General features: G+C 63.0%; 28 protein-coding genes. 16 read left to right on the top strand and 12 right to left on the bottom strand.

Annotated elements, in window-relative coordinates; genetic code table 11:
* The first annotated feature begins 433 nt into the window (after positions 1-433).
* Complete coding sequence (gene dnaB / locus ABFX19_RS05465; RefSeq protein ID WP_346027762.1) at positions 434-4,093, top strand: replicative DNA helicase; 3,660 nt, start codon at positions 434-436, stop codon at positions 4,091-4,093.
* 12 nt (positions 4,094-4,105) lie between these two features.
* Here the strand turns inward: dnaB and ABFX19_RS05460 are convergent, their stop codons facing one another.
* From ABFX19_RS05460 to ABFX19_RS05450, 3 genes are read right to left on the bottom strand one after another with little or no spacing between them, the layout of a single operon-like run.
* Entirely contained in the window at positions 4,106-4,675 is a 570-nt protein-coding gene (locus ABFX19_RS05460) for an MOSC domain-containing protein (protein ID WP_346027761.1), read from the bottom strand.
* A gap of 39 nt (positions 4,676-4,714) precedes the next feature.
* A complete protein-coding gene (locus ABFX19_RS05455) occupies positions 4,715-5,002 on the bottom strand; it encodes a MoaD/ThiS family protein (protein WP_277358994.1) in 288 nt (95 codons plus the stop codon).
* Complete coding sequence (locus tag ABFX19_RS05450; RefSeq protein ID WP_277358993.1) at positions 4,999-6,108, bottom strand: WD40/YVTN/BNR-like repeat-containing protein; 1,110 nt, start codon at positions 6,106-6,108, stop codon at positions 4,999-5,001. The genes ABFX19_RS05455 and ABFX19_RS05450 overlap by 4 nt, the downstream gene beginning before the upstream one ends.
* A 138-nt stretch (positions 6,109-6,246) precedes the next feature.
* Here ABFX19_RS05450 and ABFX19_RS05445 point away from each other — a divergent pair, with 138 nt between their 5' ends.
* Both ABFX19_RS05445 and ABFX19_RS05440 read left to right on the top strand, forming a co-directional pair.
* Complete coding sequence (locus ABFX19_RS05445) at positions 6,247-7,125, top strand: DUF4031 domain-containing protein (protein ID WP_346027760.1); 879 nt, start codon at positions 6,247-6,249, stop codon at positions 7,123-7,125.
* Between the two features lie 86 nt (positions 7,126-7,211).
* Positions 7,212-7,841: a TetR/AcrR family transcriptional regulator gene (locus ABFX19_RS05440; protein WP_277358991.1), complete on the top strand. Its 630-nt coding sequence runs from the start codon at positions 7,212-7,214 to the stop codon at positions 7,839-7,841.
* A gap of 2 nt (positions 7,842-7,843) precedes the next feature.
* On the opposite strand, the gene ABFX19_RS05435 is transcribed toward ABFX19_RS05440, so the two are convergent.
* Complete coding sequence (locus ABFX19_RS05435; RefSeq protein WP_277358990.1) at positions 7,844-8,098, bottom strand: hypothetical protein; 255 nt, start codon at positions 8,096-8,098, stop codon at positions 7,844-7,846.
* Positions 8,099-8,207: 109 nt separating this feature from the next.
* Here ABFX19_RS05435 and ABFX19_RS05430 point away from each other — a divergent pair, with 109 nt between their 5' ends.
* From ABFX19_RS05430 to ABFX19_RS05400, 7 genes are all read left to right on the top strand, one after another.
* Positions 8,208-9,545 (top strand): MATE family efflux transporter, encoded by a 1,338-nt coding sequence (locus tag ABFX19_RS05430; RefSeq protein WP_346027759.1) that lies wholly within the window; start codon positions 8,208-8,210, stop codon positions 9,543-9,545.
* Positions 9,546-9,588: 43 nt separating this feature from the next.
* A complete protein-coding gene (locus tag ABFX19_RS05425; protein WP_346027758.1) occupies positions 9,589-10,179 on the top strand; it encodes a hypothetical protein in 591 nt (196 codons plus the stop codon).
* Positions 10,180-10,218: 39 nt separating this feature from the next.
* A complete protein-coding gene (locus ABFX19_RS05420) occupies positions 10,219-10,554 on the top strand; it encodes a hypothetical protein (RefSeq protein ID WP_277358987.1) in 336 nt (111 codons plus the stop codon).
* A 225-nt stretch (positions 10,555-10,779) separates the two neighbouring features.
* The gene (locus tag ABFX19_RS05415; protein WP_346027757.1) at positions 10,780-11,823 is read left to right on the top strand and encodes a TerC family protein; all 1,044 of its coding nucleotides are present in this window, start codon (positions 10,780-10,782) and stop codon (positions 11,821-11,823) included.
* 20 nt (positions 11,824-11,843) lie between these two features.
* Complete coding sequence (locus ABFX19_RS05410; RefSeq protein WP_277358985.1) at positions 11,844-12,221, top strand: helix-turn-helix transcriptional regulator; 378 nt, start codon at positions 11,844-11,846, stop codon at positions 12,219-12,221.
* 10 nt (positions 12,222-12,231) lie between these two features.
* Positions 12,232-12,810 (top strand): HhH-GPD-type base excision DNA repair protein, encoded by a 579-nt coding sequence (locus tag ABFX19_RS05405; protein ID WP_056545479.1) that lies wholly within the window; start codon positions 12,232-12,234, stop codon positions 12,808-12,810.
* A gap of 101 nt (positions 12,811-12,911) precedes the next feature.
* Positions 12,912-13,889: an EamA family transporter gene (locus ABFX19_RS05400; protein WP_277358984.1), complete on the top strand. Its 978-nt coding sequence runs from the start codon at positions 12,912-12,914 to the stop codon at positions 13,887-13,889.
* A gap of 48 nt (positions 13,890-13,937) precedes the next feature.
* On the opposite strand, the gene ABFX19_RS05395 is transcribed toward ABFX19_RS05400, so the two are convergent.
* Genes ABFX19_RS05395 through ABFX19_RS05385 form a run of 3 tightly spaced genes read right to left on the bottom strand, consistent with a single transcriptional unit; the run spans position 13,938 to position 16,817 of the window.
* Entirely contained in the window at positions 13,938-16,214 is a 2,277-nt protein-coding gene (locus ABFX19_RS05395; RefSeq protein ID WP_346027756.1) for a heavy metal translocating P-type ATPase, read from the bottom strand.
* A 37-nt stretch (positions 16,215-16,251) separates the two neighbouring features.
* Positions 16,252-16,476 carry a heavy-metal-associated domain-containing protein gene (locus tag ABFX19_RS05390; protein ID WP_056545421.1) on the bottom strand — a complete coding sequence of 75 codons (225 nt, stop codon included), beginning with the start codon at positions 16,474-16,476 and terminating at the stop codon, positions 16,252-16,254.
* A 29-nt stretch (positions 16,477-16,505) separates the two neighbouring features.
* Entirely contained in the window at positions 16,506-16,817 is a 312-nt protein-coding gene (locus ABFX19_RS05385; RefSeq protein WP_056545419.1) for a metal-sensitive transcriptional regulator, read from the bottom strand.
* A 130-nt stretch (positions 16,818-16,947) separates the two neighbouring features.
* Between ABFX19_RS05385 and ABFX19_RS05380 the strand changes: the two genes are divergently transcribed.
* Positions 16,948-17,607 (top strand): DUF305 domain-containing protein, encoded by a 660-nt coding sequence (locus ABFX19_RS05380; RefSeq protein ID WP_346027755.1) that lies wholly within the window; start codon positions 16,948-16,950, stop codon positions 17,605-17,607.
* Between the two features lie 59 nt (positions 17,608-17,666).
* The gene (locus ABFX19_RS05375) at positions 17,667-18,311 is read left to right on the top strand and encodes a thioredoxin-like domain-containing protein (protein WP_346027754.1); all 645 of its coding nucleotides are present in this window, start codon (positions 17,667-17,669) and stop codon (positions 18,309-18,311) included.
* 70 nt (positions 18,312-18,381) lie between these two features.
* Here the strand turns inward: ABFX19_RS05375 and ABFX19_RS05370 are convergent, their stop codons facing one another.
* Positions 18,382-19,929, bottom strand: coding sequence for an MFS transporter (locus ABFX19_RS05370; protein WP_346027753.1), 1,548 nt, complete (start codon positions 19,927-19,929; stop codon positions 18,382-18,384).
* A gap of 63 nt (positions 19,930-19,992) precedes the next feature.
* Here ABFX19_RS05370 and ABFX19_RS05365 point away from each other — a divergent pair, with 63 nt between their 5' ends.
* From ABFX19_RS05365 to ABFX19_RS05350, 4 genes are all read left to right on the top strand, one after another.
* Positions 19,993-20,550 (top strand): TetR/AcrR family transcriptional regulator, encoded by a 558-nt coding sequence (locus ABFX19_RS05365; RefSeq protein WP_277358979.1) that lies wholly within the window; start codon positions 19,993-19,995, stop codon positions 20,548-20,550.
* Positions 20,551-20,623: 73 nt separating this feature from the next.
* Entirely contained in the window at positions 20,624-21,166 is a 543-nt protein-coding gene (locus ABFX19_RS05360) for a dihydrofolate reductase family protein (RefSeq protein ID WP_346027752.1), read from the top strand.
* Positions 21,167-21,221: 55 nt separating this feature from the next.
* Entirely contained in the window at positions 21,222-21,557 is a 336-nt protein-coding gene (locus ABFX19_RS05355) for an ArsR/SmtB family transcription factor (RefSeq protein WP_277358977.1), read from the top strand.
* Between the two features lie 24 nt (positions 21,558-21,581).
* Positions 21,582-22,082: an SRPBCC family protein gene (locus ABFX19_RS05350; protein ID WP_277358976.1), complete on the top strand. Its 501-nt coding sequence runs from the start codon at positions 21,582-21,584 to the stop codon at positions 22,080-22,082.
* Between the two features lie 60 nt (positions 22,083-22,142).
* Here ABFX19_RS05350 and ABFX19_RS05345 read toward each other — a convergent pair whose 3' ends face one another.
* The 4 genes from ABFX19_RS05345 to ABFX19_RS05330 are packed head-to-tail and all read right to left on the bottom strand — an operon-like array spanning position 22,143 to position 25,636.
* Positions 22,143-22,535, bottom strand: a complete 393-nt coding sequence (locus tag ABFX19_RS05345) for a universal stress protein (protein WP_277358975.1) — start codon at positions 22,533-22,535, stop codon at positions 22,143-22,145.
* Positions 22,532-24,091 carry a tripartite tricarboxylate transporter permease gene (locus ABFX19_RS05340; protein ID WP_346027751.1) on the bottom strand — a complete coding sequence of 520 codons (1,560 nt, stop codon included), beginning with the start codon at positions 24,089-24,091 and terminating at the stop codon, positions 22,532-22,534. Before ABFX19_RS05340 ends, ABFX19_RS05345 begins: the two co-directional genes overlap by 4 nt.
* On the bottom strand, positions 24,084-24,632 hold the full coding sequence (locus ABFX19_RS05335) for a tripartite tricarboxylate transporter TctB family protein (protein WP_346027750.1): 549 nt from the start codon (positions 24,630-24,632) through the stop codon (positions 24,084-24,086). The genes ABFX19_RS05340 and ABFX19_RS05335 overlap by 8 nt, the downstream gene beginning before the upstream one ends.
* A gap of 5 nt (positions 24,633-24,637) precedes the next feature.
* Positions 24,638-25,636, bottom strand: coding sequence for a Bug family tripartite tricarboxylate transporter substrate binding protein (locus tag ABFX19_RS05330; protein ID WP_277358972.1), 999 nt, complete (start codon positions 25,634-25,636; stop codon positions 24,638-24,640).
* Between the last annotated feature and the right edge of the window lie 59 nt (positions 25,637-25,695).

The following is a 25,695-nucleotide window of genomic DNA, read 5'->3' as shown; positions in this document are numbered from 1 at the left end:
GTGACGCACGTCATGTCTAGTGGCGTACGGGTTGTGGATAGTCAGTGCATAAATGCGCCGCCGTAGGGCTCTTTTGCTCGTCTGTCAACACGAAAGTGCGGGCTGAATGTTGGCGGAATAAACTTCTTCTCCACAGGTGGAATGAAGCATTTACCCAAGTCAGCCCCACATTGTGGATTAATATTCTTTCTACTCCACAGAGATATCCCCAGCCTGTGCACACAACACGCCGAACAATTGCCTGTTTATACACACCCCCTGTGGATAACTCACTTGGCAGAGCGGAAGCTGGGCACTAGCGTTGCGGGGTATCCCATACCGCAAGGACTGTCGGTGACGGCTGGTATCTATAGTTATTCAGCTCGGATCCACCACTCCTCGGCAGACGCCCTGGGCAGGGATCGGGAAAGTTTCGGGAAGGAAGGCCGCACACGTGTCTTTGACTCATGCGGATTCATCAGAAGACACTCGTTCACCGCAGTTCTCCCGAACGCCTCCACAGGATCTGGTTGCTGAGCAGTCCGTCCTCGGCGGGATGATGCTGTCCAAAGACGCAATTGCCGATTGCGTCGAGGTGCTACGCGGCGTGGATTTCTACCGCCCGGCACACGAGAGCATCTATGAAGCGATCATCGATCTCTACGGTCGTGGAGAGCCCGCTGATGCCGTGACCGTATCGGACGAGCTCACCAAGCGCGGAGAGATCTCCCGCATCGGCGGTCCTGCTTACCTTCACACACTCATCCAGTCTGTTCCCACGGCCGCCAACGCGGGCTTTTACGCTGAAATCGTTCGCGAGCGTGCTGTCCTGCGTCGCCTGGTTGATGCCGGTACCAAGATTGTCCAGCTCGGCTACTCCAATGACGGAGAGGTGGATGACCTCGTCAACGCCGCCCAGGCCGAGGTCTATGCAGTAGCCGAACGCCGCACCGCTGAAGATTATGTGCCCCTGAAGGACATCATCGAGGGCACGGTCGACGAGATTGAGTCGGCTGGCCACCGTGGCGAGGGGATGACCGGGGTACCGACGGGCTTCTACGAATTCGACGAACTTACCCAGGGTCTGCATGGCGGGCAGATGATTGTGATTGCGGCTCGTCCTGCCATGGGTAAAGCGCTTGCACTAGACACCCCGCTGCCCACGCCCAGCGGCTGGACAACCATGGGTGAGGTGTCGGTGGGGGACCAGGTGATAGCAGCAGACGGTAGCCCAACCGCGGTCGTAGCTGCCACGGAGGTCATGCATGGCCGACCGTGTTTCAAGATAACGTTCGACGACGGTTCGACCATCGTTGCTGACGAAGAACACCAATGGCTGACCGATACCCGAGCTTCCCGAAAGTCCGCGCAGGCGGCGTCCGTAGGCCACAGCGGCGTACGCAATCAACGGGTGTTCCCCTCTGTTCGCACTACACGGGAAATCGCGAATACGCTCCGGTGCAATACCAGCGATCAGCGACTCAACCATTCAGTGCGCAATACCCGTCCGTTGGCCCTGCCTCATGCTGAGCTCCCGATCGGCCCTTACACTTTGGGGGCGTGGCTGGGTGACGGCGCATCGGCGACCGCTCGAATAACCACGGCTGACGAGGAGGTGCTCCTCCGTATTGGCGGCGAGGGGTACGTGACGAAGCAGATTACCGACATCACCTATTCTGTACGCCTTCCTGAGCAGTACATCTTCCATGGTGTTTGTGTCGTTTGCAGTCGCCCGTTTGAAAACAAGGTTCGCCATGTCCAGACCTGCTCGCGCTCGTGCGGTGCTCGGGCAAGTGCTGTATCGGCCCCGGTTCCTCCTAGCGTTTGCATGGATTGCGGTGAGCGGTGCGCCGGCGGCTTGCGTTGTATGGCGTGTCGTAACGGCAACGGATCTTTACAAGCCCAGCTGCGCACCCTTGGAGTGCTTGGGAACAAGCACATCCCTGCCCAGTACCTTCGAGGGAGCGAGGCGCAGCGGCGCGCTCTCTTGGCCGGTCTGCTGGATACGGACGGTACCGTTACCGCGAATGGCTGCGTGCAGTTTGCGGTCACGCACGCTCGCTTGGCAAAAGATTTCCGTGAGCTCGCGCTCAGCTTGGGCTACCGCACCGGCTGGTGGGAAAGACCTGTCAAAGGTCGTAGCGCTTCTTCGTCGACGTGCTTCGTCATCACTTTTTCCACTGATGACACTGTATTTGGGCTCACTCGCAAGCAGATTCTCCACAAAGAGCGGGACTGTAGGTCCACGCCGAAGCGGACTCAGCGGTTCATCACCTCGGTGGAACGCGTCGAGTCGGTACCTGTTCGATGCATACAGGTAACGAATGACGAGCATCTGTATCTGGCAGGCAGGTCCTTCGTCCCCACTCACAACTCCACGTTCGCTTTAGACTGGGCCCGTTCTGCCGCCATCAAGCACAACATGACTACCGTCTTCTTCTCGCTCGAGATGGGCCGCAATGAGATCGCCATGCGTTTGTTGTCTGCGGAAGCCACCATCGGACTGCAGGACCTGCGTAAGGGCACCGTAAAGGATGAGCAGTGGGGCAAGATCGCCACCACGATGGGACGCATGAACGACGCCCCGCTTTTCATCGATGACAGCCCGAACATGTCGCTGATGGAGATTCGTGCGAAATGCCGCCGTCTCAAGCAGAGGCATGATCTGAAGCTCGTTGTCCTCGACTACCTGCAGCTGATGTCATCCGGAAAGCGCGTGGAATCCCGGCAGCAGGAAGTTTCGGAATTCTCGCGCGCGCTGAAGCTCCTGGCCAAGGAACTGAACGTCCCCGTCGTCGCGCTTTCCCAGCTCAACCGTGGCTCTGAACAGCGAACCGACAAGCGGCCGATGGTCTCGGACCTTCGCGAATCGGGCTGCCTCACTGCTGACACAAGGGTGCTTCGATCGGATACCGGTGCGGAGACCACAATGGGCGAGCTGTTCCGGACCGGTGCCCGGGATGTGCCTGTTTGGTCTTTGGATGACAGCCTCCGGTACGTGGAGCGCCACCTCACGCATGTTTTCTCGACCGGCACAAAGGAGGTTTTCCGTCTAACGCTGGCCTCCGGGAAAACTATTCGAGCCACTTCCAACCACCCGTTTTTCACCTACGACGGCTGGCGTGCGCTCGGTCATCTCAAGGTCGGGGACCGACTGGGTGTTCCTCGCCATGTCAACGGGCCGTCAGAGCGGACCCATTGGGATGATTCTCAGGTCATCCTTCTCGCCAATAAGGTGAGGGACTTCGTTCCGGAAGAGGTCTTCGCTTTACCCAAGGCCCAAATTTCCCTGTTCCTGAAGCACCTGTGGGCCACCGACGGTTCTGTGACCGTGAACCGGGCGGCTACGGGCGGCCGCATCTACTATGCGTCGACCTCACGGCGGCTCATCGATAACGTAATGCGGCTCCTTCTTCGCTTCGGTATCAGCGCCAGGGTAAAAACGGCGACCGCCAAGGGCAACTACCGTCCGGGTTACACGCTCGACGTCTCGGGCGGTGACGATCAGCGCCGGTTCCTTCAGGAGATCGGCGTCCATGGTGCCCGGGCGGCTTCATGCGAGCATCTGCTTGAGATCATCCGGGACAAAACAGCCAACACCAATGTTGACACCGTTCCTCTGCAGGTTTGGGATGATGTGAAGTCCATCCTCGCGGAAAAGGATATGACCCACCGTGAGTTCCAGGCAGCCATTGGGACCCAATATTGTGGATCAACCCTCTTCAAGGCCGCTCCGTCGCGGCAGCGATTGGCAAGGGTGGCGGCCGTGTTGGGCTCAGCGGAGCTCGACGTCATGGCAGTCAATGATCTCCTCTGGGACAGCGTTGTCAGTATCGAACCGGACGGTGAGGAAGAGGTATTCGACGCGACTGTCCTTGGAAACCACAACTTCGTTGCCAACGGCATTGCCGTTCATAACTCGATCGAGCAGGATGCCGATATGGTCATCCTGCTCCACCGCGACGACGTCTATGACAAGGAATCGCCGCGAGCCGGAGAAGCCGACGTCATTGTCGCCAAGCACCGTAACGGTCCCACCAAGACTTTGGTTGTCGGGTTTCAGGGCCACTACTCGCGGTTCAACAACATGGCAGCGGACACCGGCGGGTTCTAGGGGGAAGGGTGATCACGGGAGACGGCTGGGCTTCAGCCGATGAGGCACGCCGGCCTGCGCCGGGTCAAGCTCCACCGGGCTCACCAGGACGGCCGGCCCTCGGCGCAGCACCCCACTGGCGACAGGCTGACAGCGCACGCCCCCGCGGCCACGCATGGCCGCATGTGCTCCAGGAGCTAGCATCCGGTCCATCCACGCACACGGATGCGCGGGCCTGCCGCCGCGCAGCGTCACCCGGTCCGGGCCCGACTCGAGGGTGAACTCCTGCCCAACCAGGGGCGCCAGATGTGCACCCCTCAAGACCACGTTGCGCCGCGTCAGCAGCGGATCGAAAGCACCCTCACCCAGTTCTGCCGCGATCGCCTCCAACGCCTCGACGGCGAACACCGTCACCGCAGCGTCCATGTGCGCCGCCTTGCCGAAGAAGCGGTCCCCGACGATGCCCTTGCCGGCCACCACGTCGACATGCTCGGCGTCCACCGTTGGCACGTCCGCTGCGCCATCACGCGCGCGGCCGAAGTAGGCGTGCTGGCCGGACACGAGCAGATGCAAAATCTCGACCTCGTACCGGTAGACGCTCATTCATCCAAACTAACGCCTACTGTGGCTGAGCGCAGCCGCTTACCCGCCGGCCACGGACTGAATGATCATCACCTCTGAGCCGGGTGCAACCGGTGTAGAAAGACCGTCCGCCCGGCGCACGTCTTCACCGTCCACGTAGATATTGACGTAGCGGCGCAGCGCCCCGGTCTCATCACGGATCCGACGGGCAAGGACAGGTCTCCCGTCGGCCAGTGTGTCCAGTACCGCAGAAACCGGAGCGGGCGCCTCCAGCGGAATCTCGACGGCGGACCGGTCATCAACCAGCGGCCGCAGCAGCGTCGGAATCAGGACGGTGACAGGGCTCATGGTGACCCGACGCCAGCAGCGGCGCCAACGACGACGGCGGCACGCACGCACAGCACATCCGGCAGGTGAGCCGCCACCTCAGTGAAAGTATTCCCTTCGTCCGCGCTGGCGTAGACAGAACCGCCCCGCGTTCCGAAGTAGACGCCGACCGGCTCCGCAGTATCCACGCCTGCGGCATCGCGCAGTACGGCGTTGTATTCGCTAGCGGGCAAGCCTCTGTCCAGCCGGGTCCAGGTGGCACCGGCGTCGTCCGTGCGGTGAACGGCAAGCCGTGCATCCGGGGGGATGCGCTCTCCGTCGGCCTTCAGGGGAATAACCCAGGCGGTACCGCCGCGGCGGGGATGGGACAGCATCACGAATCCGAAGTCAGCCGGCAGTCCGTCAGCGATCGATTCCCAGGTTTCTGCGCCGTCGTCGGTCCGGTAGACACCGTGGTGGTTCTGGGCGTAGAGCCGTTGGGGATTCTCAGAATCCCGAGCGATCTTGTGAACACACTGACCGAATTCCGGGTTGGGGTCCGGCATGAAGTACGCCGAGATGCCCTTGTTCCGCGGTTCCCAGGACTGGCCGCCGTCTGTGGAGCGATAGACGCCGCCGGTACTCATGGCCACGTGAACGGTGTCGTCGACCGGGCTGGGCATAACCGTGTGCGCCGCGGCGCCGCCGAAACCGGCGCCCCACTCCGAGCGGTGCGGATGGTCCCACAGCCCGCGGTTGAGCTCGAAGTGCTGCCCGCCGTCAGTCGATTTCCACACGGAGATCGGTTCACAGCCGGCCCAGACAACCCCCGGCCGGCCCGTTGTGTCCGGCTGCAGCTGCCAGATCCGGCCAAGCGCGGTGTCATCTGATTCGGCAAACTTGATGGCGCCCTGCTCGGGTTCGGACCAGGTCGCTCCGAGGTCATCCGAATAGACCACGGTGGGTCCCCAGTGCCAGTCCATCATTCCCACCAGGATGCGCGTCCTCCCCTCGCGGGTATCAATTCCGATGCTCGGGATCTCGGACATGAGGTGGTGGGGCTGTGAGAGCGTCCAGTTCTGCCGGTCGGTGCTGGTTGCAAGCCAAAGGCCCTTTTTGGTTCCGACGGCAAGGAGGGTGGTTTCCATGGGTACTCGATTCGCGAAGGTGAAAACGCGGTCGCCGTGGACACACCAAACGCACGACGGCACCGCATGTAGACACCGTAAACAATGGCACAGCACCCAGCGGCTGTACAGGGGTTTTGCTGGGTATGCTTCTATCCCATGGCCGTGTATATCGATCCTCCGCTCTGGCCCGCGCACGGCACGCTTTTCTCGCACCTCATCTCGGATACCTCGCTCGCTGAGCTGCACGCATTCGCAGCCAGTGCCGGCATTCCCGAGCGCGCGTTCGACATAGATCACTACGACGTCCCGGCCCGGCGCTACCGCCGGCTCGCCGAGCTCGGTGCCCACGAGGTTGACGGCGGAACGCTGGTGCGGGTCCTGATCGCCAGTGGGCTACGGGTACCTGCACGACGCCGGCCGGACCGCATCCGCCGGTCCCTCCTCACGCGATGGGAGCAGACCCTGCCCGGCACGTCCCGGCTCGGCGCGGAGTTGCTGGGCCGGTGGTCGGAGCCGCACCGCCGCTACCATACGCCCGAACACCTGCTCGATGTCCTGGAGGCGCTGGACCTCCTTTTCACCGAGAACGACGGCGCCGAAACCCGCCTGAATGCCCGGCTCGCCGCCTGGTTTCACGACGCTGTGTATAACGGCCGAGCTGGGGAGGATGAGGCGGCGTCGGCTGCGCTCGCGGGGTCCCTGCTCGAAGGTGTCGTAGAGACTCATGCGGAGGTGAGGCGCCTGGTGCTGCTGACCACTACGCACGCACCGCTGCAGGGTGACCGCCCGGCCGAGTTGCTGTGTGATGCGGACCTTGCGGTGCTGGGCCGTGCTCCGGGCGGGTACCGGCGGTACCTCGCCGCCGTCCGGGAGGAGTACGCCCACATACCGGACCCGGAATTCGCGCGGGGGAGGGCCGCCGTCGTCGACCGCTTGTTGAATCTTGATCCCCTTTATCGCACTGCCGAGGGGCGGCGTCTGTGGGCGGTGAAGGCTCGGGTGAACCTTTCCGCCGAGGCAGCAACCCTGCGCTGAACGTCCCGGCTCGATTACCGGCGCCGTGGCACAATTGTTGACACTGTTCACATTTGTTTAGGCGCCTCACGAGGGGAGGAGATGGTGTGACTCATCGGAAGCGCAGCACATACCGTCACGGTGACCTGCAGCGCGCCCTGGTGGCTGCTGGTACTGAACTTGCCCGCGAGGGCGGGCCCTCCGCCGTCGTGCTCCGTGAGGTCACGCGCCGCACGGGCGTGACACCCAACGCCGCCTACCGGCACTTCGCCGACAAGCGGGCACTCCTCCATGCCGTGTCGATGGCAGCTCAGGCGGAACTGGCGCGTTCCATCGAGCAGGAACTGTCCCGGATTGAATCAACCGGCGACGTCGGCGACGTGGCCAAGGCTCGGCTCCGCGCCGTAGGAGCCGGGTATCTTCGTTATGCACAGACCCAGCCGGGCCTTTTTCGTACTGCGTTCGCGGAGCATGCGGACCTGCGCGATGCCGCTGCCCCTGATTCGGCCGGCGACAGCGGCCTGACACCGTTCCAGTTGTTGTCTGCGGCGTTGGATGGTCTGGTCGAGGCGGGTGTTCTTCCGGCGGAGCGGCGTTTGGGAGCTGAGTTCCTGGCGTGGTCGTCGGTGCATGGGCTCGCCATGCTCGTCATTGACGGACCGCTGCAGGGACTGGATGAGGAGCAGCGGACCTTCGCTGCGCGGCGACTGCTGGAGATGGTTGAGAAAGGGCTATGACCTTAGGAGAGGTCCGTTGGCCTCCGCCCGGCCTCGCGTGCGCGCTCCCTGTAACGCAGCATGTGGCCGCGCGCGATCAACGCGATCGCCGCCACCACGATGACAACGCCGATAATCAGCAGCACTATGGAACCGGCATCGACAGGCTCGCTGCGAGCGGCGGACCGCGCAAAACCTGACATCCCCTGCGGTATGAAGAAGGTGCTGAACAGAAGGAGTGCAGCACCAACGATGAAGTGCTTGACTCCAGCTTTCACGGACATCTCCTCATCTGGCTGAACAGCTATTCAACCAGTACCCAGCGTAGCTATTCGGAGCCAGGATGGCCCATCCGTTTTGTCCTGCCCAGGGCCTAGGCTGGGATTCGTGTCCACCACTGTCCCCGACCGCCGCCAGCTTGGCCGCTCTATTCTCCGCCTTGCCGTCCCTGCGCTGGGCGCTCTCATTGCGGAGCCGCTCTTCCTGCTGGCGGACTCCGCGATCGTCGGTCATCTGGGCGTCAACGAGTTGGCCGGCGTAGGACTCGCATCAACAATCCTTCAGACCGCCGTCGGACTTATGGTTTTCCTCGCCTACTCGACAACGCCTGCGGTTGCGCGGTTCCTCGGCGCCGGCCGCATGCAGGATGCACTCGCAGCAGGGCGCGACGGCGTCGGGCTGGCACTGTTGCTGGGTGTGACCCTGTCGATTCTCGGATGGATCCTCGCGCCAGGGCTCGCTGCCGCAATGGGCGCTGAAGGCGAAGTTCACCAGTTCGCGGTGGATTACCTGCGGTTCTCCATGCCGGGGCTGACAGCCATGCTTGTTGTACTCGCGGCAACAGGAGTGTTGAGGGGGCTCCAGGATACACGCACGCCGCTGGTAGTGGCCGGAGCCGGGTTCGGCGCCAATATCGTCCTGAACTACCTACTGGTGTACGGTGCGGGGCTTTCCGTTGCAGGTTCCGCGCTGGGGACGAGCATTGCGCAATGGGGCATGGCAGCGGTCTATCTCGTCATCATCTATCGCTTTTCAGGCAGGCACTCGGTTTCGCTTCGTCCTACCTGGCGGGGCCTGAGGGCAACGGCACGCGTCGGTTCATGGCTGATGCTCCGGACCGCCAGTCTGCGGGTGGCGATCCTCGCAACGGTGGTGGTGGCAACGTCGCAAGGGCCCGTGTCCCTTGCAGCCCACCAGCTGATCATGACCATCTTCACTCTCCTCGCCTTCGCGCTGGATGCTCTTGCGATTGCGGCACAGGCGCTCATCGGGAAGGAGCTCGGTGCTGGCAACCGGCCTCTCGCACATGCCCTCACCCGCACCATGATCCGTTGGGGAGTTGTCTTCGGCGTGCTCACCGGACTGATGCTGGCAGCCGCTGCACCGTTCATTGACTGGATTTTCACCTCTGACGAGGGCGTCCGGGCGGCCTTCACCATAGGCCTCTGGGTACTCGCCGCAGCGCAGCCGGTCTGCGGCTACGTCTTTGTGCTGGACGGAGTGCTGATCGGTGCGGGTGACGCGAGGTATCTGGCGCTCGCCGGCGTCGTAAATCTGGTTCTGTACGTTCCACTGCTGGTTCTGGTGTTCGCAGCCGGCCTGACGGGACTGGAGGGGATCGCCTGGCTATGGGCAGCGTTCGGTGTCGGGTACATGCTGGCGCGCGCACTGACTCTGGGCTGGCGGGTCCGGAATGATCGCTGGATGGTGACCGGGGCCGCCTGAGACTAAACTTGCATCGTTCCTCAGGCGCACGGAAAGGCAGGACATGAGCGTGGAAAAGGCAGGCAGGCCCGCACTGACTCTGCTCTGGCGTGCTTTTCTGCTTCACGCCGCAGTGGCCGGTGCTTTCGGGCTGCTGACCATCTTCTGGGGACAGCCCTCCGTCCATGTGATGTCCGTCGCGGGAGGGCTCTATTTTCTGGGGCTGGCCGCCGCCGTCTACTTCACCGAGCAGAGCCTGTTGCTAGAGGGCGCCATACCCGCGTGGCTCACCCGAACGGTGCCGGTGTTCCTGGCAATTGCCGGTCTGCTCAATCTGTGGGTGCATGCAGACCAGGTGTTTGCCCAAGCCGGGGCGCTTGCATTGATCCTGATGGGTTTGGTGTACCTGATTATCTGGTTCAGGAACCGCGGCGCCTATATTGCTGCCCGCGATTTCCTCCTGATCGGGATCGTGACAACGTTGACCGGAGCTCTGCTGCCGCTGTTCCAGCCTCTCGGAGCGCATGCCCTGCTCGGTGTGGCCGGCGGCGGCGCGGTGATTTCCGCCGTCGTGCTTGCTCTTGCAGCCCTCAGCTACCGGCATGACGCACGGGAAGTTACCGGTCCCGTAACCCACGCCAAACCCGTAAACTAGATTTCTACTATTCGTAGAAAACATTGAGGAGAAGGAACCGTGTCCAAGCAGGTCAAGGGCGTCAAGGGTCCTCTCATTTTTTCGGCCGTTCTGGCAGCAATAGCGGGGATCGCGACCATGGTGTTCGCCACCGGCGGTGGCACCCGGGAGCTGCGGGTGGACCTGGGCCTGACCGCCGCGGGCATCGCCTTCATCGCCTCGATGGTCATCTGCGCGCTGTTGCTGATGACGGAGAAACCCAATGAAGATCACCTCGGGAAGGGCACGGGGATCAATCGCTCGTCCTCGAAGATTCCCGGCGGATCAGCCAACCTCGATGAGCACGGCAACCCCCGGGGCACCAAGCCGAAAAGCACGGACGACGACGCCCGCTAACACGCAAGCGAAGACGGCAGGCTGCCGTCAACCGGATCAGAGGAGGCGCGGGAACCAGGGCGCTTGCGCGAAAAGGTGAACTCTGGTTCACTTATTTTCACGGAGGGGAGTATCCCCTAACCAGTCCATCGTCATTCCGGCAGCCCCAGCGCTTCCCGGTGGACAGGCCGGCAGCGGCCGGGAGAGACCTCCAGTTGGTAGTAACTGACTGGAAGCAGGTACCCCATGAACGTGCCCTTGTGGCTGTGGTTTGCTGTCATTGGCCTCATACTCCTGATGTTGACGTTCGACCTCGTTGCGCACCGGCGCGCGCATGTCATTTCTGTCCGGGAAGCTGCAATCTGGTCTGCTGTCTGGGTCCTGATGGGCGTGGCGTTTGGTGGAGTGGTCTGGCTCGGTTATGGCGCTGAGTTCGGCCAGCAGTATTTCGCCGGATACGTGATTGAGAAATCTCTCGCCGTCGACAACGTCTTCGTGTGGGCCATCATCTTTGCCTTCTTCGGAGTCCCCCGCGAGTTCCAGCACCGCGTATTGTTTCTCGGCGTGCTGGGAGCCCTGGTTTTCCGAGGCATTTTCATTGCTGCCGGTTCGGCCATCATTGCCAGTGCGGAGTGGGTTCTCTACCTGTTCGCCGCGTTCCTGATCTTCACCGGCTACAAGATGCTCAAGCAGCGCAACGAGCACATTGATCCGGAGAAGTCACGCACGCTGAAGCTGTTCCGCCGCTATGTCCCGATGACCGACGCCTTTTATGGTCAGCGTCTTCTCATCCGCAAAAAGGGCGTACTGCTTGCCACTCCGCTGCTCGCGGTCCTCGTCATGGTAGAGGTGACGGACATTGTGTTTGCGGTCGATTCCATCCCTGCGATCTTCGCGGTGACGGATGAGGTGTTCCTGGTCTTCACCGCTAACGCGTTCGCTATTCTGGGCCTGCGTGCCATGTACTTTCTGCTTGCCGACCTCATTCACCGCTTCATCTACCTGAAGGTAGGGCTTTCCCTGGTGCTGGTGTGGGTGGGAATCAAGATGCTCCTCAAGGTGGACGTCTTCTACATCCCGACGGCGATTTCCCTGGGTGTCATCATCACCATTTTGGCCATCTCCATAGGCGCGAGCCTGTTGGCGACCCGCGGGGAGGAACGCCGGGCGCTTCCCGGTCCGCTGACTTCCCCCTTCCGCACGGCCACACCGGAAGAGTTCGAAGATCTGCAACCGGTCTGGGGTAGAAAAGGTGTAGCGGCGGGAACTGACCCCCGCAACGACACCTAAAACGACAACGGGGAGGCACTATGCCGGAGGCTGGACCGGACCCCCATCCCGGAGATGGCCCCCCGGCTGCGACGGGCGGTGAAAGCCGCCCGTCGTGGACCATCCTCACGAATCACGGGCACGTGCTCCTCGCGGTGGCAGCCCATCCGGACATTCTGGTGGAGGACCTTGCGCTCCGGGTGGGAATCACCCGCCGTGCCGCCCTGCACATCCTCAAGGATCTCGAGGAAGCCGGGTACATCCACCGTCTGAAGGAAGGGCGCCGCACACACTACGTCGTGGAGGGTTCCCAGCCCTTCAGGCATCCTGCGGAATCACACCACGACGTCGGCGCCCTCCTCCGCATCTTCAAGGATGACGAAGTGGCTTCCGACTCTAAACGCCCGTCCGGTCGATAGCATTGGATCCATGGCGCCACATGTTCACATCACCGGCGACAGCGAAGCTGATGAGCTGCTGTCCAACAATCCGCTCGCGCTGCTGCTGGGCATGCTCCTCGACCAGCAGGTAGCGATGGAAACGGCCTTTGCGGGGCCGGCCAAGATCAAGGCACGGCTGGGCGCGCTGGATGCCGCCACCATCGCAGAGTACGACGCCGACGCTTTTGTTGAGCTCTGCCGGACCCCTCCCGCTGTGCACCGCTATCCCGGCAACATGGCGGCCCGGATCCAGACACTCTGCCGGACGGTGGTGGATGAATGGGGTGGCGACGCGTCGGCCATCTGGACGCGTGGTGAACCTGACGGCGCCGAGGTGCTGAAGCGGCTGAAGGGCCTGCCGGGCTTTGGGGTCCAGAAAGCGCAGATTTTCCTTGCGTTGCTCGGCGAACGCTATGACTTCACGGGCTCCGGGTGGCGGGAGGCAGCAGGCCACTACGGCGAGAACGGCTGCTTCCGGTCCGTCGCGAACATCACTGACGCAGAGTCACTGGCGAAGGTTCGTGAGACCAAACGCGCGGCGAAGGCAGCCGCGAAGCAGAAAGCATAGCTGGTGCGTCATGACCGTAGCTGGTGTTGACTCATAACCAATTCTCAGCGTAACGTCATCACCGTAAGCACACTTTGGTTATGACGTTATGAGGGACACCCATGAGAAGCGGTACAGCTACCGGACTGTGGTTTGCGCTGCTGTCAGCCGCCTCCTTCGGCGTGTCAGGGCCCTTCGCCAAATCGCTGCTGGAGATCGGATGGAGCCCTGGTGCCGCCGTCGGAATCCGTATCGGTGGCGCAGCCCTGGTGCTGCTTGTCCCCGTGGTGGTTGCGCTCCGAGGCCGCTGGGGCACGCTGCGGCGCAACGCACTGACGCTGATCATCTACGGCGCAACCGCCATTGCGCTCTGTCAGTTCTTCTACTTCAGTGCTGTTCAGCGGATGTCAGTCGGCGTTTCACTGCTGCTCGAGTACCTCGCGCCCGTGCTCATTGTCGGATGGTTATGGCTCCGCTCCCGCAGGGCGCCGAGTAGGCTCACCATCTGCGGATCCATCACCGCCATGCTTGGACTGCTTCTTGTCCTTGACCTGACCGGCGATCAGCGGTTGGACCCCATCGGGGTTCTGTATGGACTCGGAGCCGCGGTCTGCCTCGCGGTGTTCTTTGTAATGTCGGCAAAAGCCGACGACGACCTGCCGCCACTGATAATGGCCGGCGGCGGTATGCTGGTCGGCGCTTTCACGATCCTCGTGCTCGGGCTGATCGGCGTGATGCCTTTTGCGTTCGAGTTCCGAGACGTGACCCTCGCAGGCTGGCAGACGTCCTGGCTGGTTCCCGTCCTGATGCTGGTTCTGATTGCGACGGTGCTCGCCTATGTCACCGGAATCTTCGCCGCTCGGGGCCTTGGGTCGAAGGTGGCATCCTTCGTCGGTCTTACTGAAGTGATGTTCGCCGTCCTGGCATCGTGGCTCATTCTCGGCGAGCTGCCCTCAGTCATCCAGCTGCTCGGCGGTGCGCTGATTGTCGGCGGCGTGATCCTGGTCCGCATCGACGAACTCCGGCAGGCGGCTGGCTCCCGCGACCCGCTCGACCAGGCAAACGTCGTAGAACCTGTACCGACAACGCCGGGCAGCTAGGGAGTGGGACCAGCGGAACAGTAAGTCCGGCTGGCCCCACACCAAGCGCTATTTCCCGAACCGGCGCAACCGCAGTGAGTTCGCGACCACCAGCACCGAGCTGGCCGCCATGGCCGCGCCCGCGACCATCGGGTTCAGCAGGCCCAGCGCGGCAATCGGAATGCCGATCGTGTTGTAGAAGAATGCCCAGAACAGGTTGGACTTGATGGTGCCGAGCGTCTTCCGGGACAGCTCGATGGCCTGGGCTACCTGTTCCAGGCTGTTGCCCATCACAGTGAGGTCAGCGGCTTCAATCGCCACGTCTGTGCCCGAGCCCATCGCGATGCCAAGGTCAGCCTGCGCCAACGCAGCGGCATCATTCACGCCGTCACCTGCCATGGCAACGGTTGCCCCATCCGCCTGAAGCCGCTTCACGGCCTCTACCTTGCCCTCGGGGAGCACATCCGCCATGACGTCTTCGGGAGCGATGCCTACTTCCGCGGCGATTTTCCGTGCCACGGCGGCATTGTCACCGGTGAGGAGCATAGGCCGCAGCCCGAGTTGCTTGAGCCGCTCAATGGCAGCGGCTGAGGACTCCTTGACGGTGTCCTGCAGACTGATCAGCCCGGCAACCTCACCATTGACGGCAACCCAAATGGCGGTGGAACCGGCCTCCTGCTCCGCAGCAAGAGCCGAACGGTGCGCATCGGTGATGTCGACGTCGTTCTCCTCCAGCCAACCGGCACGCCCGGCCAGCACGACAGAACCGTCAACGGTCCCACGCACACCGCCGCCTGCGGAGCTGATGAAGTCGCTCACCGGCGGGTGCCCCGGAGCAGCCGCCGCAATGGCCTGCGCAATGGGGTGTTCGCTGGCGGACTCCACAGCCGCAGCCAGCGACAGCACGTCTTCCCGGCTGCGGGAACCAAGCACGACGACGTCCGTCACGGACAACCGGCCGCTGGTCACGGTGCCGGTCTTGTCCAGAACGATGGTGTCGACCGTCCGGGTGTCCTCGAGGACCTGGGGACCCCGGATGAGGATGCCCAGCTGGGCGCCCCGGCCCGTACCGGTGAGCAGCGCGGTCGGTGTTGCGAGCCCCAACGCGCACGGGCAGGCAATGACCAGCACTGCGACGGCGGCCGTGAACGCTGCTTCGACATCACCGCTGAAGACGAGCCACGCCGCGAAGGTGAGCACCGCGATCACAAGGACCACGGGCACAAAGACTGCGCTGATGCGGTCGGCGAGCCGTGCGATCGGCGCCTTGCCGCTCTGCGCCTGGCTCACCAGCCGGCCCATCTGCGCCAGGGTGGTCTCGCTGCCGACGCGGGTTGCCCGGATGATCAGCCGGCCGGACGTGTTGATGGTTGCGCCGGTGACGGTGCTGTCCGGGCCAACCTCGACGGGCACTGACTCTCCGGTGATGAGCGAGGTGTCCACGGCGCTGCGACCCTCGACCACGAAGCCGTCGGTCGCGATCTTCTCACCTGGCCGGACAACGAACTCATCACCATGCACCAGCGACGACGCCGGCACCTTCACTTCCACACGCTCACCGCCCTGTTGGCGCAGCACGGTGGCATCCTTGGCCCCGAGATTGAGGAGGGACTTCAGTGCATCACCGGCCCGCTGCTTGGCATTGGCTTCCAGATACCTGCCGAGCAGGAGGAAGGTGACCACGACGGCGGCAACCTCGAAATAGAGCGCGTGCCCGCCCATATCCATACCGACATGCGCCGTGACCATCGGGTCAGCGAGGAGCTGGCCCAGTGAGAACAGATAAGCGGCGGTGACGCCGATCGACACCAGCGTGTCCATTGTGGAGGAGAAGTGCCGCGCGTTGATGGCCGCGGCCTTATGGAAGGACCACGCAGACCACGTCACTACCGGCGTGCTGAGGGCAAGCACCACCCAACCCCAGTGCGGGAACTGGAGCGCCGGGATCATCGAGATGAGGAATACCGGGACGGTCAGGATGGCAGCGGTGATCAGGCGGGGACGCAGCTGGGACGCCGTGCCTCCGTGCGACATGTGATCATGGTCCATCCCGTCCGCCGCGGGTTCGCCTTCCGTCGATGGCCCGGGCCCGTGCGGCGACTTCTTCAGCTGCGCGGTGTAGCCGGTGGCATTCACCGTGTTGACGATGTCTTCATCCGAGATGTGCGCAGGCACCGTCACCATCGCGGATTCCAGTGGCAAGTTGACGCTCGCCTCGACGCCGCTGAGCTTGCCGAGTTTGCGCTCCACCCGACCCACGCATGAAGCGCAGGTCATGCCCTGGATATCGAGCTCAACTACCCTGGTTGCGCTCGCGGTTTCTGTAGTGTCCGGTGTGGTGGTCATGATGGTCCTTCCAGGCCGGCTTTTCGCCGGAGTTCTACTACGCGTCGTTGGAAACGACGACGTAGCCGGCTTCCGCCACGGCTTCGCCGATCTGCTCTGAGTCGATGTCACCCTCCGAGGTGACGGTTGCGGTGGAAATTCCACCCTTGTTCAGCTCAACGGAGACGTTCTGGACGCCCTCGATGGCGGAGATCTCCTCGCTGACTGAGTCAACGCAGTGGCCGCAGGTCATTCCCGAGATGCTGACTGTTGTGGTGCTCATGATTGTTCTCCTTCGGTGATGTGCAGGAATTACCGCAACAGCCGGCTGATGGCCGCTGTTGCCTCCTGAACTTTTTCGTTAACTGCCCGGGGGTCTCCGGACGCCTGTGACTCATTTGCGGCACCGACGACGCAGTGAGCAATGTGCTCTTCAAGGAGCCCGATGCTGACCGCATGCAGTGCCTTGTTCACGGCGGAAACCTGGGTGAGGACGTCAATGCAGTACTTGTCCTCCTCCACCATCCGCGCAATTCCACGGACCTGCCCCTCAATGCGCTTAAGCCTGAGGAGGTAGGCCTCCTTGTCAGCGGTGTAACCGTGTTCCGTTGTTGTCTGCGTCATGATTCCTCCCGGTTGTCACTCCAACATATACCCGCCGGGGGTATGCGTCAAGTACCCCTAGGGGGTATGGATTGGGAACGATTCGCCCGGTGCCCTACGTTAGATAACAAGACACGAAAGGCAACCCCTCATGACCCTCAACCTTGAGGCGTGGCAGAAGCGCGTCCTCCTCCTTCTCGGCCTCATCGCGGTGGCCGCCCTATTTGCCCTCGCCTTCACCGCGGGCAGGGTGGCGGCAGATCCTGAGACGCCGGGGACCAACAGTGCGGACGCTGGATTCGCGCGTGACATGCAGGTCCACCATTCCCAGGCCGTGGAGATGTCTCGCATCGTGCGTGACCAGACTGACGACGTCGTCATCCGCACTATTGCGTATGACATCGCCATGACCCAGCAGCACCAGGTCGGCCAGATGTACGCCTGGCTGGAGGAATGGGGTCTGCCGCAAAGCAGTGACGCGGATCGGATGGCGTGGATGGCAGGCAGCGGACACACCGCACATGCCGATGGCGGCACAGGCGCCGAGGGCGGGGATGACGCCGCCGCGGACACTCTGATGCCCGGCATGGCAACGCCCGAAGAAATGCAGGCGCTCGCCGAGGCGACCGGCGAGGACGCTGAGCGGCTGTACCTCGAGCTCATGATTGACCACCACATAGCCGGTGTGGACATGGCCCAGGCGGGAGTGGATTTGGCGGAGGACCCGGAACTCCGCGAGCTCGCCCGCAAGATGGCGGCGGGCCAGCAGATTGAGATCGTGGAGATGGAAAAGCTCCTGGCGCAGCTCTAGGCCACCCGCCCGGTACATTTAGACCCGAACCCTTACAAAAACAGAAGGAAACCAGCGCGTTGAATAAGAAACGAGCTCAGGAGAACGTGGACCGGCAGGCACGGTTGAAGGCGCTCCAGTCACAGCAGCGGGCCAGCGAACGGAAGCGGAACAGCCTGATCTTCGGCGGCATTGCACTGGTGATTGTCGCCATCATCGTCGCTGTCACCATCGTAATTGTGCAGCAGGTGCGGGAGAACGATCGCCTGGATGCGCTCGCCGAGCAGCCCATTGAGGGTCTTGAAACCATCGAGGTGACATCCTTCGAGCACGTCCCCGGACCCGTTGAGTATGAGCAGGATCCTCCCGTCGGTGGGAACCACAACGCCATCTGGACCAACTGCGGTATCTACACGGAGCCGATCCCCAATGAGAACACCGTCCACTCCCTTGAGCATGGCGCTGTATGGATCACCTACCAGCCGGATCTGAAGCAGTCCGAGATCGATGCCCTCACCGATCTCGTGGGGGAGCGGAGCTACGTCCTCCTGAGCCCTTACGAAGGCCAGGAATCACCGATCATGGCGAGCGCCTGGGGCCTTCAGCTGGGCGTTGACTCGGCTGACGATGAGCGTCTCGTTGCCTTCCTCACCAAGTACATCCAGGGCGAGCAGACCCGCGAGCCGGGTGCGGCCTGCAGCGGAGCGCTGGACCCCTCCGCATAACCCTTACCTTGAATGAGCAGGGCACGCCCCTTATCCCTCGGGATAGGGGGCGTGCCCTGCTTAATGAGGCTCAGGCGGCGGACGGCTTGCGCAGGCTCCAGAAGGCCAGGCCGGAAGCGGCGAGCATGAGAACCGCGCCGATTCCTGACGTAAGAACAACGCCGCTGTCGAACGCGTGGAACGCCGACTCCAACAGGAGCGCCCCGCTCTCCGAAGGCAGTTCCGACGCGACGTTGATGGCGCCGCCCAGCGTTTCTGTCGCCGTCGTCCCCTGTTCAGGACTCAGCCCGGCAGGAAGCCTCAGGTGCTCCTGGTAGGAAGCGAGCAGGATGCTGCCGAGGAGCGCGGTGCCGAAGACGGAGCCGACCTCGTAGGCAGTCTCCGAGATGGCTGACGCTGCGCCCGCTTTCGCTGCCGGCACGCTGGACAGGATCAGGTCGTTCGACACCGTCTCGGATGCGCCCACGCCCGCGCCGAGCAGCACGAAGGCCGCAAGCAAGGCGCCGATCGATCCGCCCTGGCTCAGCAGCGCGACAAACGCATATGCTCCCGCCGAAAGCAGCAGGGCAGCCGGCACCACCACATGTGGTGCAACTTTCCGGACCAGCGGCACGACGGCGAGTCCCGCAACAATCGTCATGACAAGGCCGGGCACCAGGACCGCGCCGGCCTCCAGCGGACTGAGCCCGAGCACCAGCTGCAGATGCTGAGACACGAAGTAGAGAAACCCGACCAGCGAGAAGATTGCCAGCAGGTTCACCAGCACCGCACCGGTGAATGGCCGCACGGTGAAGAGGCGCACGTCGAGCATGGGATTCTGCCGCCTCAACTGGCGGCGGACAAACGCGGTACCCGCGGCAAGACTAACGACGACGGCGGCAGCAACAACGGCTGCCGAGCCGCCTTTCGCGAAGGTCTTGATGGCGAAGACGATGGGCAGCATGGTGCTGACGGAGAGCATGATGCTCAGGTAGTCGACGCGGCCCGGGTTGGGATCCGCTGACTCCGGAACCAGCAGGGGCGTAACAACGAGAAGGACCAGGAGTACGGGAACAGCCAACAGGAACACCGAGCCCCACCAGAAATGCTCCAGGAGTGCGCCGCCCACCAGCGGACCAAGGGCAGCACCCGCCGAAAAACCGGCTGCCCAGACCGCGACAGCGAGGCGGCGCTGGTTCCGGTCGAGGAAGATGTTTCGGATGAGGGAGAGCGTTGACGGCATCAGCATGGCGCCGAACACACCGAGACCAACGCGGGCTGCCACCAGAAACTCGGCCGTGGGTGCGAAGGCGGCAACCACGGAAAAGACAGCAAACCCGGTGGCGCCGATCATCAAAAGCCGGCGCCGTCCGAATCGGTCGCCGAAACTGCCCATTGCAACCAGTAAGCCGGCGAGGACCAGCGGGTAACTGTCGATGATCCACAGCAGGGTTGTACCGCTGGTGTTGAACGCAAGCGAGATTTCCGGCATGGCGAAACTCAGGACCGTATTGTCCACTGCCACCAGCAGCACCGGCAGCATCAGAGCCGCCAGCGCCCACCACTCACGGCGACCGGCACGCGGAGGGACAGCGAGCGAGCGGGTGGCAGCCGGGACAGAAGTGTAGAACTGGGTCATGGGTTTAAGCTATACCGTCCAGCCGGTACAGTAAAGCGAATCGGCGTCAGTATGATGAAGGTCATGGCCAGTGCCCGCGAACGGATTCTTGACAGCTACGAAAGCATCCTCATCAGCGATGGGGAGCGCAGTGCCACCATGGAATCGGTGGCCGCGGCAGCGGACGTGTCCAAGGGTGGGCTGCTCTATCACTTCCCATCCAAGGAGGCCCTCGTTGACGGGCTTGCTGATCGCCTCGAGAGTCTCGTTGCCCGGGACCGGGAGGCAATGGCGGCGGATCCGGAAGGTCCGGCGCGCTATTACGTCCGTACCTCCATGTATGAGAACAGCCCCCTGGACCGGGCGCTCGTAGCCATGGCGCGCCTCGCTCAGCAGGGCCACCCGAAAGCACAGGAAACCTTCGCGCTCATTCAGGAGCAGTGGCTGGGTGCCCTCGAATCCGAGCTCGGGAGCCGCGCCGTTGCCCGCGCCGTGAAGCTGTTAGGAGACGGACTGTATTACGACGCCGCGTTCTTCGCCGGCGCGGCTTCCGAACAGCAGAGCGGGGATGACCTCAAGGACGTCCTCGCAATCGTGGACCTGATCGTCCGGGAGGGTGCACAGATCCAGCGAGGGGCATAGCCGCTGTGCTGAGGGCGCTTGAATTCGAGGCCACCGCTGCCCTGGAAACACGTGCCGGGTCTACGATGCTTCCATGACTCAGCGGCAGTGGTCCGGGCATGTGTTCATTGGCATGAGCGTCGACGGGATGATCGCCAGGGCAGACGACAGCCTCGATTGGTTGACAGGCGACGCATCAGCCGGGGAGGCCAACAATCCGGACGTATCAGGTTTCACTGGATTCATGGCTTCGGTCGACCACCTGGTGATGGGCAGAAGCACCTATGACGTGGTGCAGGGGATGGGGGAGTGGTTCTACGGCGATACACCGGTGCTCGTGTTGAGTACCACGCTCGAAACGGATGACCCCCGTATCCGGATTGTGCGCTCACTCGGCGAGGCCACTGCGATGCTGGATGACGACGGCGCCCGCAACGTCTATGTGGACGGCGGCAGAACTGTGCGCACCTTCCTTGCCGCTGGTTTGATCCGAACTCTCACCCTCACGCGGGTTCCTGTTCTCATTGGCGAAGGGAAACCACTGTTCGGCGCACTCTCGGCCGATGTGCGGCTGCAGTTGGACGACGTGAGAGCACTCAAGGACGGGGCTGTGCAGACGCGTTACACGGTCCTCTAAAAACAGCCGCAAAACCCCTTGACCCAGCAACGGTAGAGGAATAATCTACAACCAAATGGTTGTAGATCAGCTTTCAGAACCTGAAGTGGACCGGTTGTTCCACGCACTCGCGGACAGCACGAGACGCAGCATTGTGCTCCGAGCAATCAGCGAGGAGTACTCAGTTTCAGCCCTGGCTGCGCACTACGCCATGAGTTTCGCGGCGGTGCAGAAGCACGTAGCGGTGCTGGAACAGGCGTCGCTGGTCACCAAGGAGAAACGCGGAAGGGAGCAGATGGTGCGTGCCAACCGGGAAACAGTTCGGAAGGCGCGGCAGCTGCTTGACGAGTTCGAGTTGATCTGGCGGCAGCGCGTCGACCGGATCACCGAGATCCTCGCAGAGGATGAGTAGTCGATATCAGGAAAGGTAGTCATCATGGCTGTCATCAGTACCGAAAAGGACCTCGAGGCGCTCAGCCTCACGATCGTTGCGGAGTTTGACGCCGCCGTCGAACGCGTCTGGCAGATCTGGGAGGATCCACGCCAGCTCGAGCGTTGGTGGGGCCCGCCGACGTGGCCGGCCACGTTCGACAAGCACGAGTTCCGCGAGGGCGGCTCGTCAAGCTATTTCATGACGGGCCCGGATGGGGAGAAGAGCCGCGGCTGGTGGAAGTTCACCGCGATTGACTCGCCCCGGCGGCTGGAGTTCAACGACGGCTTTGCCGATGAGTCCGGTGCCCCCACGGGCGAAATGGGGGAGACCCACGCCGTCGTCATCCTGGAGGAGGTTGAAGCGGGCCGCACACGGATGACGGTGGCATCCAGCTTCGAGAGCGCCGAGCAATTGCAGCAGATGATCGAGATGGGCATGGAGGAGGGGCTCAAAGAGGCAATGGGCCAGATCGACGAAATCCTGGCAGAGCGGGCCAGCGTCTGAGGCCGGAAAAAGCAATGGCCCCGGCGGATATCTCCGCCGGGGCCATTCACCTGTCAGCAGTCAGGCCTTCACCGCAAGCACGTTGCAGCCAGCGCCCAACAGGATCGACTGCGCGGTGGAACCCATGATCAGCTTGCCCACCGGTGTTCGGTGACGCAGCCCGATCACGATGAGTTCGGCGGCATGGCGAACAGCCGCCTCCAGCACGTCCTCCGCGGCCGTGTCCTTCGACGTTCCGTGATGGACGGTGAAGTCCACTCCGGAAGTCCGCAGCGTGTCCTGCAGGCGGGACATGTCGTCGTCGTCGGCGTAGGTCGGGTCCACCAGGCGGTCCGCGCGGGTGGTGTTGACCACCACGAGTGTCGCGCCGCGTTGGCGAGCCTCGTCAACCGCGGCTGTCGCGGCGGCGTCACCCAGCGCATTCGGCACGTAACCGAGTACAACAGCACTCATTTTCCGCCTTCTTTCAGCTCGACGGTGGCAACAGGGGTTTCATCGGCCACCTCGGACTCCATGGCCTTCTGACGTTTCTTCAACCAGAAGGAGAGGGCAAAGATGACAATGAGCACCGCGTAGATGGTCGCGGCGATCGGTGTGCTGACCAGTGCGGTTGGATCACCCTGCGAGATGGCAAGCGAACGCCGGAGCTGATCCTCGAAGATCGGGCCCAGGATCAGGCCCACCACCATCGGGGCAATCGGATAGCCGTAGCGGCGCATGAAGAACCCGAGTACGCCGATTACCAGTAGCACAAAAACGTCCACCGGAGTGAAGTTCACGGAGAACGCGCCCATGGCTGCGAAGACCATGATTCCGGAGTAGAGGTAGGGCCGGGGGATCTGCAGGATCTTGACCCAGATACCCACGAGCGGCAGGTTCAGGACCAGCAGCATCAAGTTGCCCACGTAGAGGCTCGCAATCAGCGCCCACACCAGTGCACCCTCAACCTCGAACAGGAGGGGTCCGGGCTGGATGTTGTAGCGCTGGAACGCGACGAGCATCATGGCTGCAGTGGCCGTCGTCGGAATGCCAAGCGTCAGCAGCGGAACCAGGACACCGGCCGCGGCCGCGTTGTTGGCAGACTCGGGACCGGCGACGCCCTCGATGGCGCCCTTGCCGAACTGCTTCTTCCGCTCGCCCTTCGCGAGCTTCCGCTCGGAGGCGTAGGACAGGAAGGTTGCGACGTCCGCACCGCCGGCGGGAATGGTTCCCACCGGGAAGCCGATGAACGTTCCGCGAAGCCAGGGTTTCCAGGACCGCTTCCAGTCCTCCTTGCGCATCCAGTTGGTCCAGCGCCCGGCCACGGGAATCACCTTGACGGGACCGTGGCGGAGGCGGGAGGCGACATAGAGCGCCTCACCCACCGCGAAGAGCGCCACTGCCACCAGAACGACGTCGATACCGTCCGCCAGGAACGGGTTGCCGAACGTGTACCGCTGCTGGGCGGTCAGCGCGTCGACGCCGATCAGGGCAATGAACAGGCCCAGCGCCAGCGACGCAAGCCCCCGCAGCACGGAGGCACCGAGCAGTGCCCCGACGGTCAGGAACGCAACGATCATGAGCGCCACGTACTCGGTGGGCCCGATCTGCACTGCGAATTCAGCGACATAGGGTGCAACGAAGCTCAGTAGCACGGTGGCGACCGTGCCGGCAACGAACGAGCCGATCGCCGCCGTCGCCAGTGCCGCGGCGCCCCTGCCCGCCTTGGCCATCTTGTTGCCCTCAAGTGCGGTCACAATGGAGGCTGATTCGCCGGGCGTGTTCAGGAGGATCGAGGTTGTGGAGCCGCCGTACATGCCGCCGTAGTAAATGCCGGCGAACACGATGATCGCAGCCGTCGGATCGAGGCTGTAGGTGATCGGCATGAGGAGCGCCACGGTCATGGCGGGGCCGATTCCGGGCAGGACGCCCACTGAAGTACCTACCAGCACGCCGCCGAGCGCATACAGCAGGTACATCGGCTGCATCGCAACGCTGAAACCCTCAAGCAATGCCATGAAATTATCCATTGAAGATTTCAACTCCTTCCAGGAGGAAGCCGGCCGGCAGCGAGACTCCGAGGAGGCCGGCGAACACGAACTGGAGGATCAGCGCCAGAACGACGGCGATGACCGCGTTACGCCACCACGGCTTGGCACCGAGGGACCAGGCGGCACCGAAAAAGAGGACGGCGGCCGCTACCGGCCAGCCGAGCGGAACAATGAGTGCGATGTGAATGGCGAGGAACCCGACGAGCTTGCCGACGGTGAGCCAGTCGGTCTTTACGTTGGGGTCAATGTCCTCGCCTTCCTCGGCAGCACCGGTGTGTCCGCGAAGGAGCTGGATGACCAGCCCGATGCCGATGGCCACCATGATGCCGGAGACGATGAACGGGAAGACACGGGGGCCAACAACGCCGGCGGACGGCGGGATGGGAATCTGCGCGCCAGCAATGAAACCGACGACGCCGACGCCGACGATCATTCCCGCGAAGATCAGTTCGCCGAGGGGCCGGGCGGTCGCGGCTTTGGTGCCACTCCCGCCCGGCGCCTCGTTGATTGAAGAGCTCATCGCCGTTACAGCAGACCGATCTCGGTCAGCGTGGTCTTTACGGCGGCGATGTCTTCGGTCAGGAAGGCGTCGAACTCCTCGCCGGCAAGGAAGGCGTCGTCCCAGGCGTTGGTTTCAAGCGTGGTCTGCCAGGCTTCGGTTTCGGACATTTCGGTGACCAGTTCGGTCAGCTCGGCTGCCTTGGCCTCGTCGATGGTTCCCGGGGCCACAACGCCGCGCCAGTTGGTCAGCACCAGGTCCACGCCCTCATCCGTCAGGGTGGGAACGTCCGGCAACAGAGCTGCGGGCTCTGCACCTGACACTGCGAGTGCACGCAGCTTGCCGGCCTTCACCTGTTCGGCGTACTCGCCGACGCCTGAGATGCCGGCAGACACCTTGTTACCGAGCAGCGCAGCGAGCGACTCACCGCCACCGGAGTAGGGAATGTAGTTGAGGCTATCGGGGGCGATTCCGGCCTCTTTCAGCATCTGGCCTGCGAGGATGTGGTCAGCGCCGCCGGCTGATCCGCCGGTGATGGAAACGCCCTGACCGTCCTTCTCGACTGCGGAGAGGAGATCGTCGATGCTCTGGAACGGTGAATCGGCCGGCACGACGACGATCAGCGGTTCTTCTGTCAGCCGCGCAATGGGCGTGGTGTCTTCGATACGCGTTTGGGCTGCATTGGTTTCGACGGCGCCGACCATGACGTAGCCCATCACCATGAGTGTGTTGGGGTCCTGCTCGGTGGCCAGCTGCGCAAGCCCGTTTGTGCCGCCCGCGCCGCCGACGTTCACTACCGAAGCGTTGCCCACCAGGTCGTTATCCTGCAGATCCTTCTGCATGGCACGGCCGGTCTGATCCCACCCGCCACCCGGATCGGCGGGGACGATGATGTTGAGCCGGTCGATTCCGGACTCGGCTTCCGTGCCGCCGGACGTGCTGCCGCAGGCGGACAGGGCAAGGACAGATGCGACGCCGATGGCGCCTACAGCCGACAAGCGCTTCATTGTGCTCTCGTGCTTCATTGGGTGGAACCTTCCTACGTTCAATACCGACATGTGATGCGCCTCACCACACGTTCCGG

Origin of the sequence: Arthrobacter parietis (assembly GCF_039530425.1) — a bacterium.
In the GTDB taxonomy this organism is placed as follows: Bacteria; Actinomycetota; Actinomycetes; order Actinomycetales; family Micrococcaceae; genus Arthrobacter_D; species Arthrobacter_D parietis.
The sequence above is the reverse complement of the archived record's forward strand: the minus strand, read 5'-3'. Positions and strand labels throughout refer to the sequence as shown.

Excerpts from the sequence above, each read along its gene's own strand:
- ABFX19_RS05460 (WP_346027761.1), bottom strand. The coding sequence starts at position 4,675 with ATGAGCGTCTACCGGTACGAGGTCGAGATTTTGCATCTGCTCGTGTCC.
- ABFX19_RS05455 (WP_277358994.1), bottom strand. The coding sequence starts at position 5,002 with ATGAGCCCTGTCACCGTCCTGATTCCGACGCTGCTGCGGCCGCTGGTT.
- ABFX19_RS05450 (WP_277358993.1), bottom strand. The coding sequence starts at position 6,108 with ATGGAAACCACCCTCCTTGCCGTCGGAACCAAAAAGGGCCTTTGGCTT.
- ABFX19_RS05445 (WP_346027760.1), top strand. The coding sequence starts at position 6,247 with ATGGCCGTGTATATCGATCCTCCGCTCTGGCCCGCGCACGGCACGCTT.
- ABFX19_RS05425 (WP_346027758.1), top strand. The coding sequence starts at position 9,589 with ATGAGCGTGGAAAAGGCAGGCAGGCCCGCACTGACTCTGCTCTGGCGT.
- ABFX19_RS05415 (WP_346027757.1), top strand. The coding sequence starts at position 10,780 with ATGAACGTGCCCTTGTGGCTGTGGTTTGCTGTCATTGGCCTCATACTC.
- ABFX19_RS05410 (WP_277358985.1), top strand. The coding sequence starts at position 11,844 with ATGCCGGAGGCTGGACCGGACCCCCATCCCGGAGATGGCCCCCCGGCT.
- ABFX19_RS05405 (WP_056545479.1), top strand. The coding sequence starts at position 12,232 with ATGGCGCCACATGTTCACATCACCGGCGACAGCGAAGCTGATGAGCTG.
- ABFX19_RS05400 (WP_277358984.1), top strand. The coding sequence starts at position 12,912 with ATGAGAAGCGGTACAGCTACCGGACTGTGGTTTGCGCTGCTGTCAGCC.
- ABFX19_RS05395 (WP_346027756.1), bottom strand. The coding sequence starts at position 16,214 with ATGACCACCACACCGGACACTACAGAAACCGCGAGCGCAACCAGGGTA.
- ABFX19_RS05390 (WP_056545421.1), bottom strand. The coding sequence starts at position 16,476 with ATGAGCACCACAACAGTCAGCATCTCGGGAATGACCTGCGGCCACTGC.
- ABFX19_RS05385 (WP_056545419.1), bottom strand. The coding sequence starts at position 16,817 with ATGACGCAGACAACAACGGAACACGGTTACACCGCTGACAAGGAGGCC.
- ABFX19_RS05380 (WP_346027755.1), top strand. The coding sequence starts at position 16,948 with ATGACCCTCAACCTTGAGGCGTGGCAGAAGCGCGTCCTCCTCCTTCTC.
- ABFX19_RS05370 (WP_346027753.1), bottom strand. The coding sequence starts at position 19,929 with ATGACCCAGTTCTACACTTCTGTCCCGGCTGCCACCCGCTCGCTCGCT.
- ABFX19_RS05365 (WP_277358979.1), top strand. The coding sequence starts at position 19,993 with ATGGCCAGTGCCCGCGAACGGATTCTTGACAGCTACGAAAGCATCCTC.
- ABFX19_RS05360 (WP_346027752.1), top strand. The coding sequence starts at position 20,624 with ATGACTCAGCGGCAGTGGTCCGGGCATGTGTTCATTGGCATGAGCGTC.
- ABFX19_RS05355 (WP_277358977.1), top strand. The coding sequence starts at position 21,222 with ATGGTTGTAGATCAGCTTTCAGAACCTGAAGTGGACCGGTTGTTCCAC.
- ABFX19_RS05350 (WP_277358976.1), top strand. The coding sequence starts at position 21,582 with ATGGCTGTCATCAGTACCGAAAAGGACCTCGAGGCGCTCAGCCTCACG.
- ABFX19_RS05345 (WP_277358975.1), bottom strand. The coding sequence starts at position 22,535 with ATGAGTGCTGTTGTACTCGGTTACGTGCCGAATGCGCTGGGTGACGCC.
- ABFX19_RS05340 (WP_346027751.1), bottom strand. The coding sequence starts at position 24,091 with ATGGATAATTTCATGGCATTGCTTGAGGGTTTCAGCGTTGCGATGCAG.
- ABFX19_RS05335 (WP_346027750.1), bottom strand. The coding sequence starts at position 24,632 with ATGAGCTCTTCAATCAACGAGGCGCCGGGCGGGAGTGGCACCAAAGCC.
- ABFX19_RS05330 (WP_277358972.1), bottom strand. The coding sequence starts at position 25,636 with ATGAAGCACGAGAGCACAATGAAGCGCTTGTCGGCTGTAGGCGCCATC.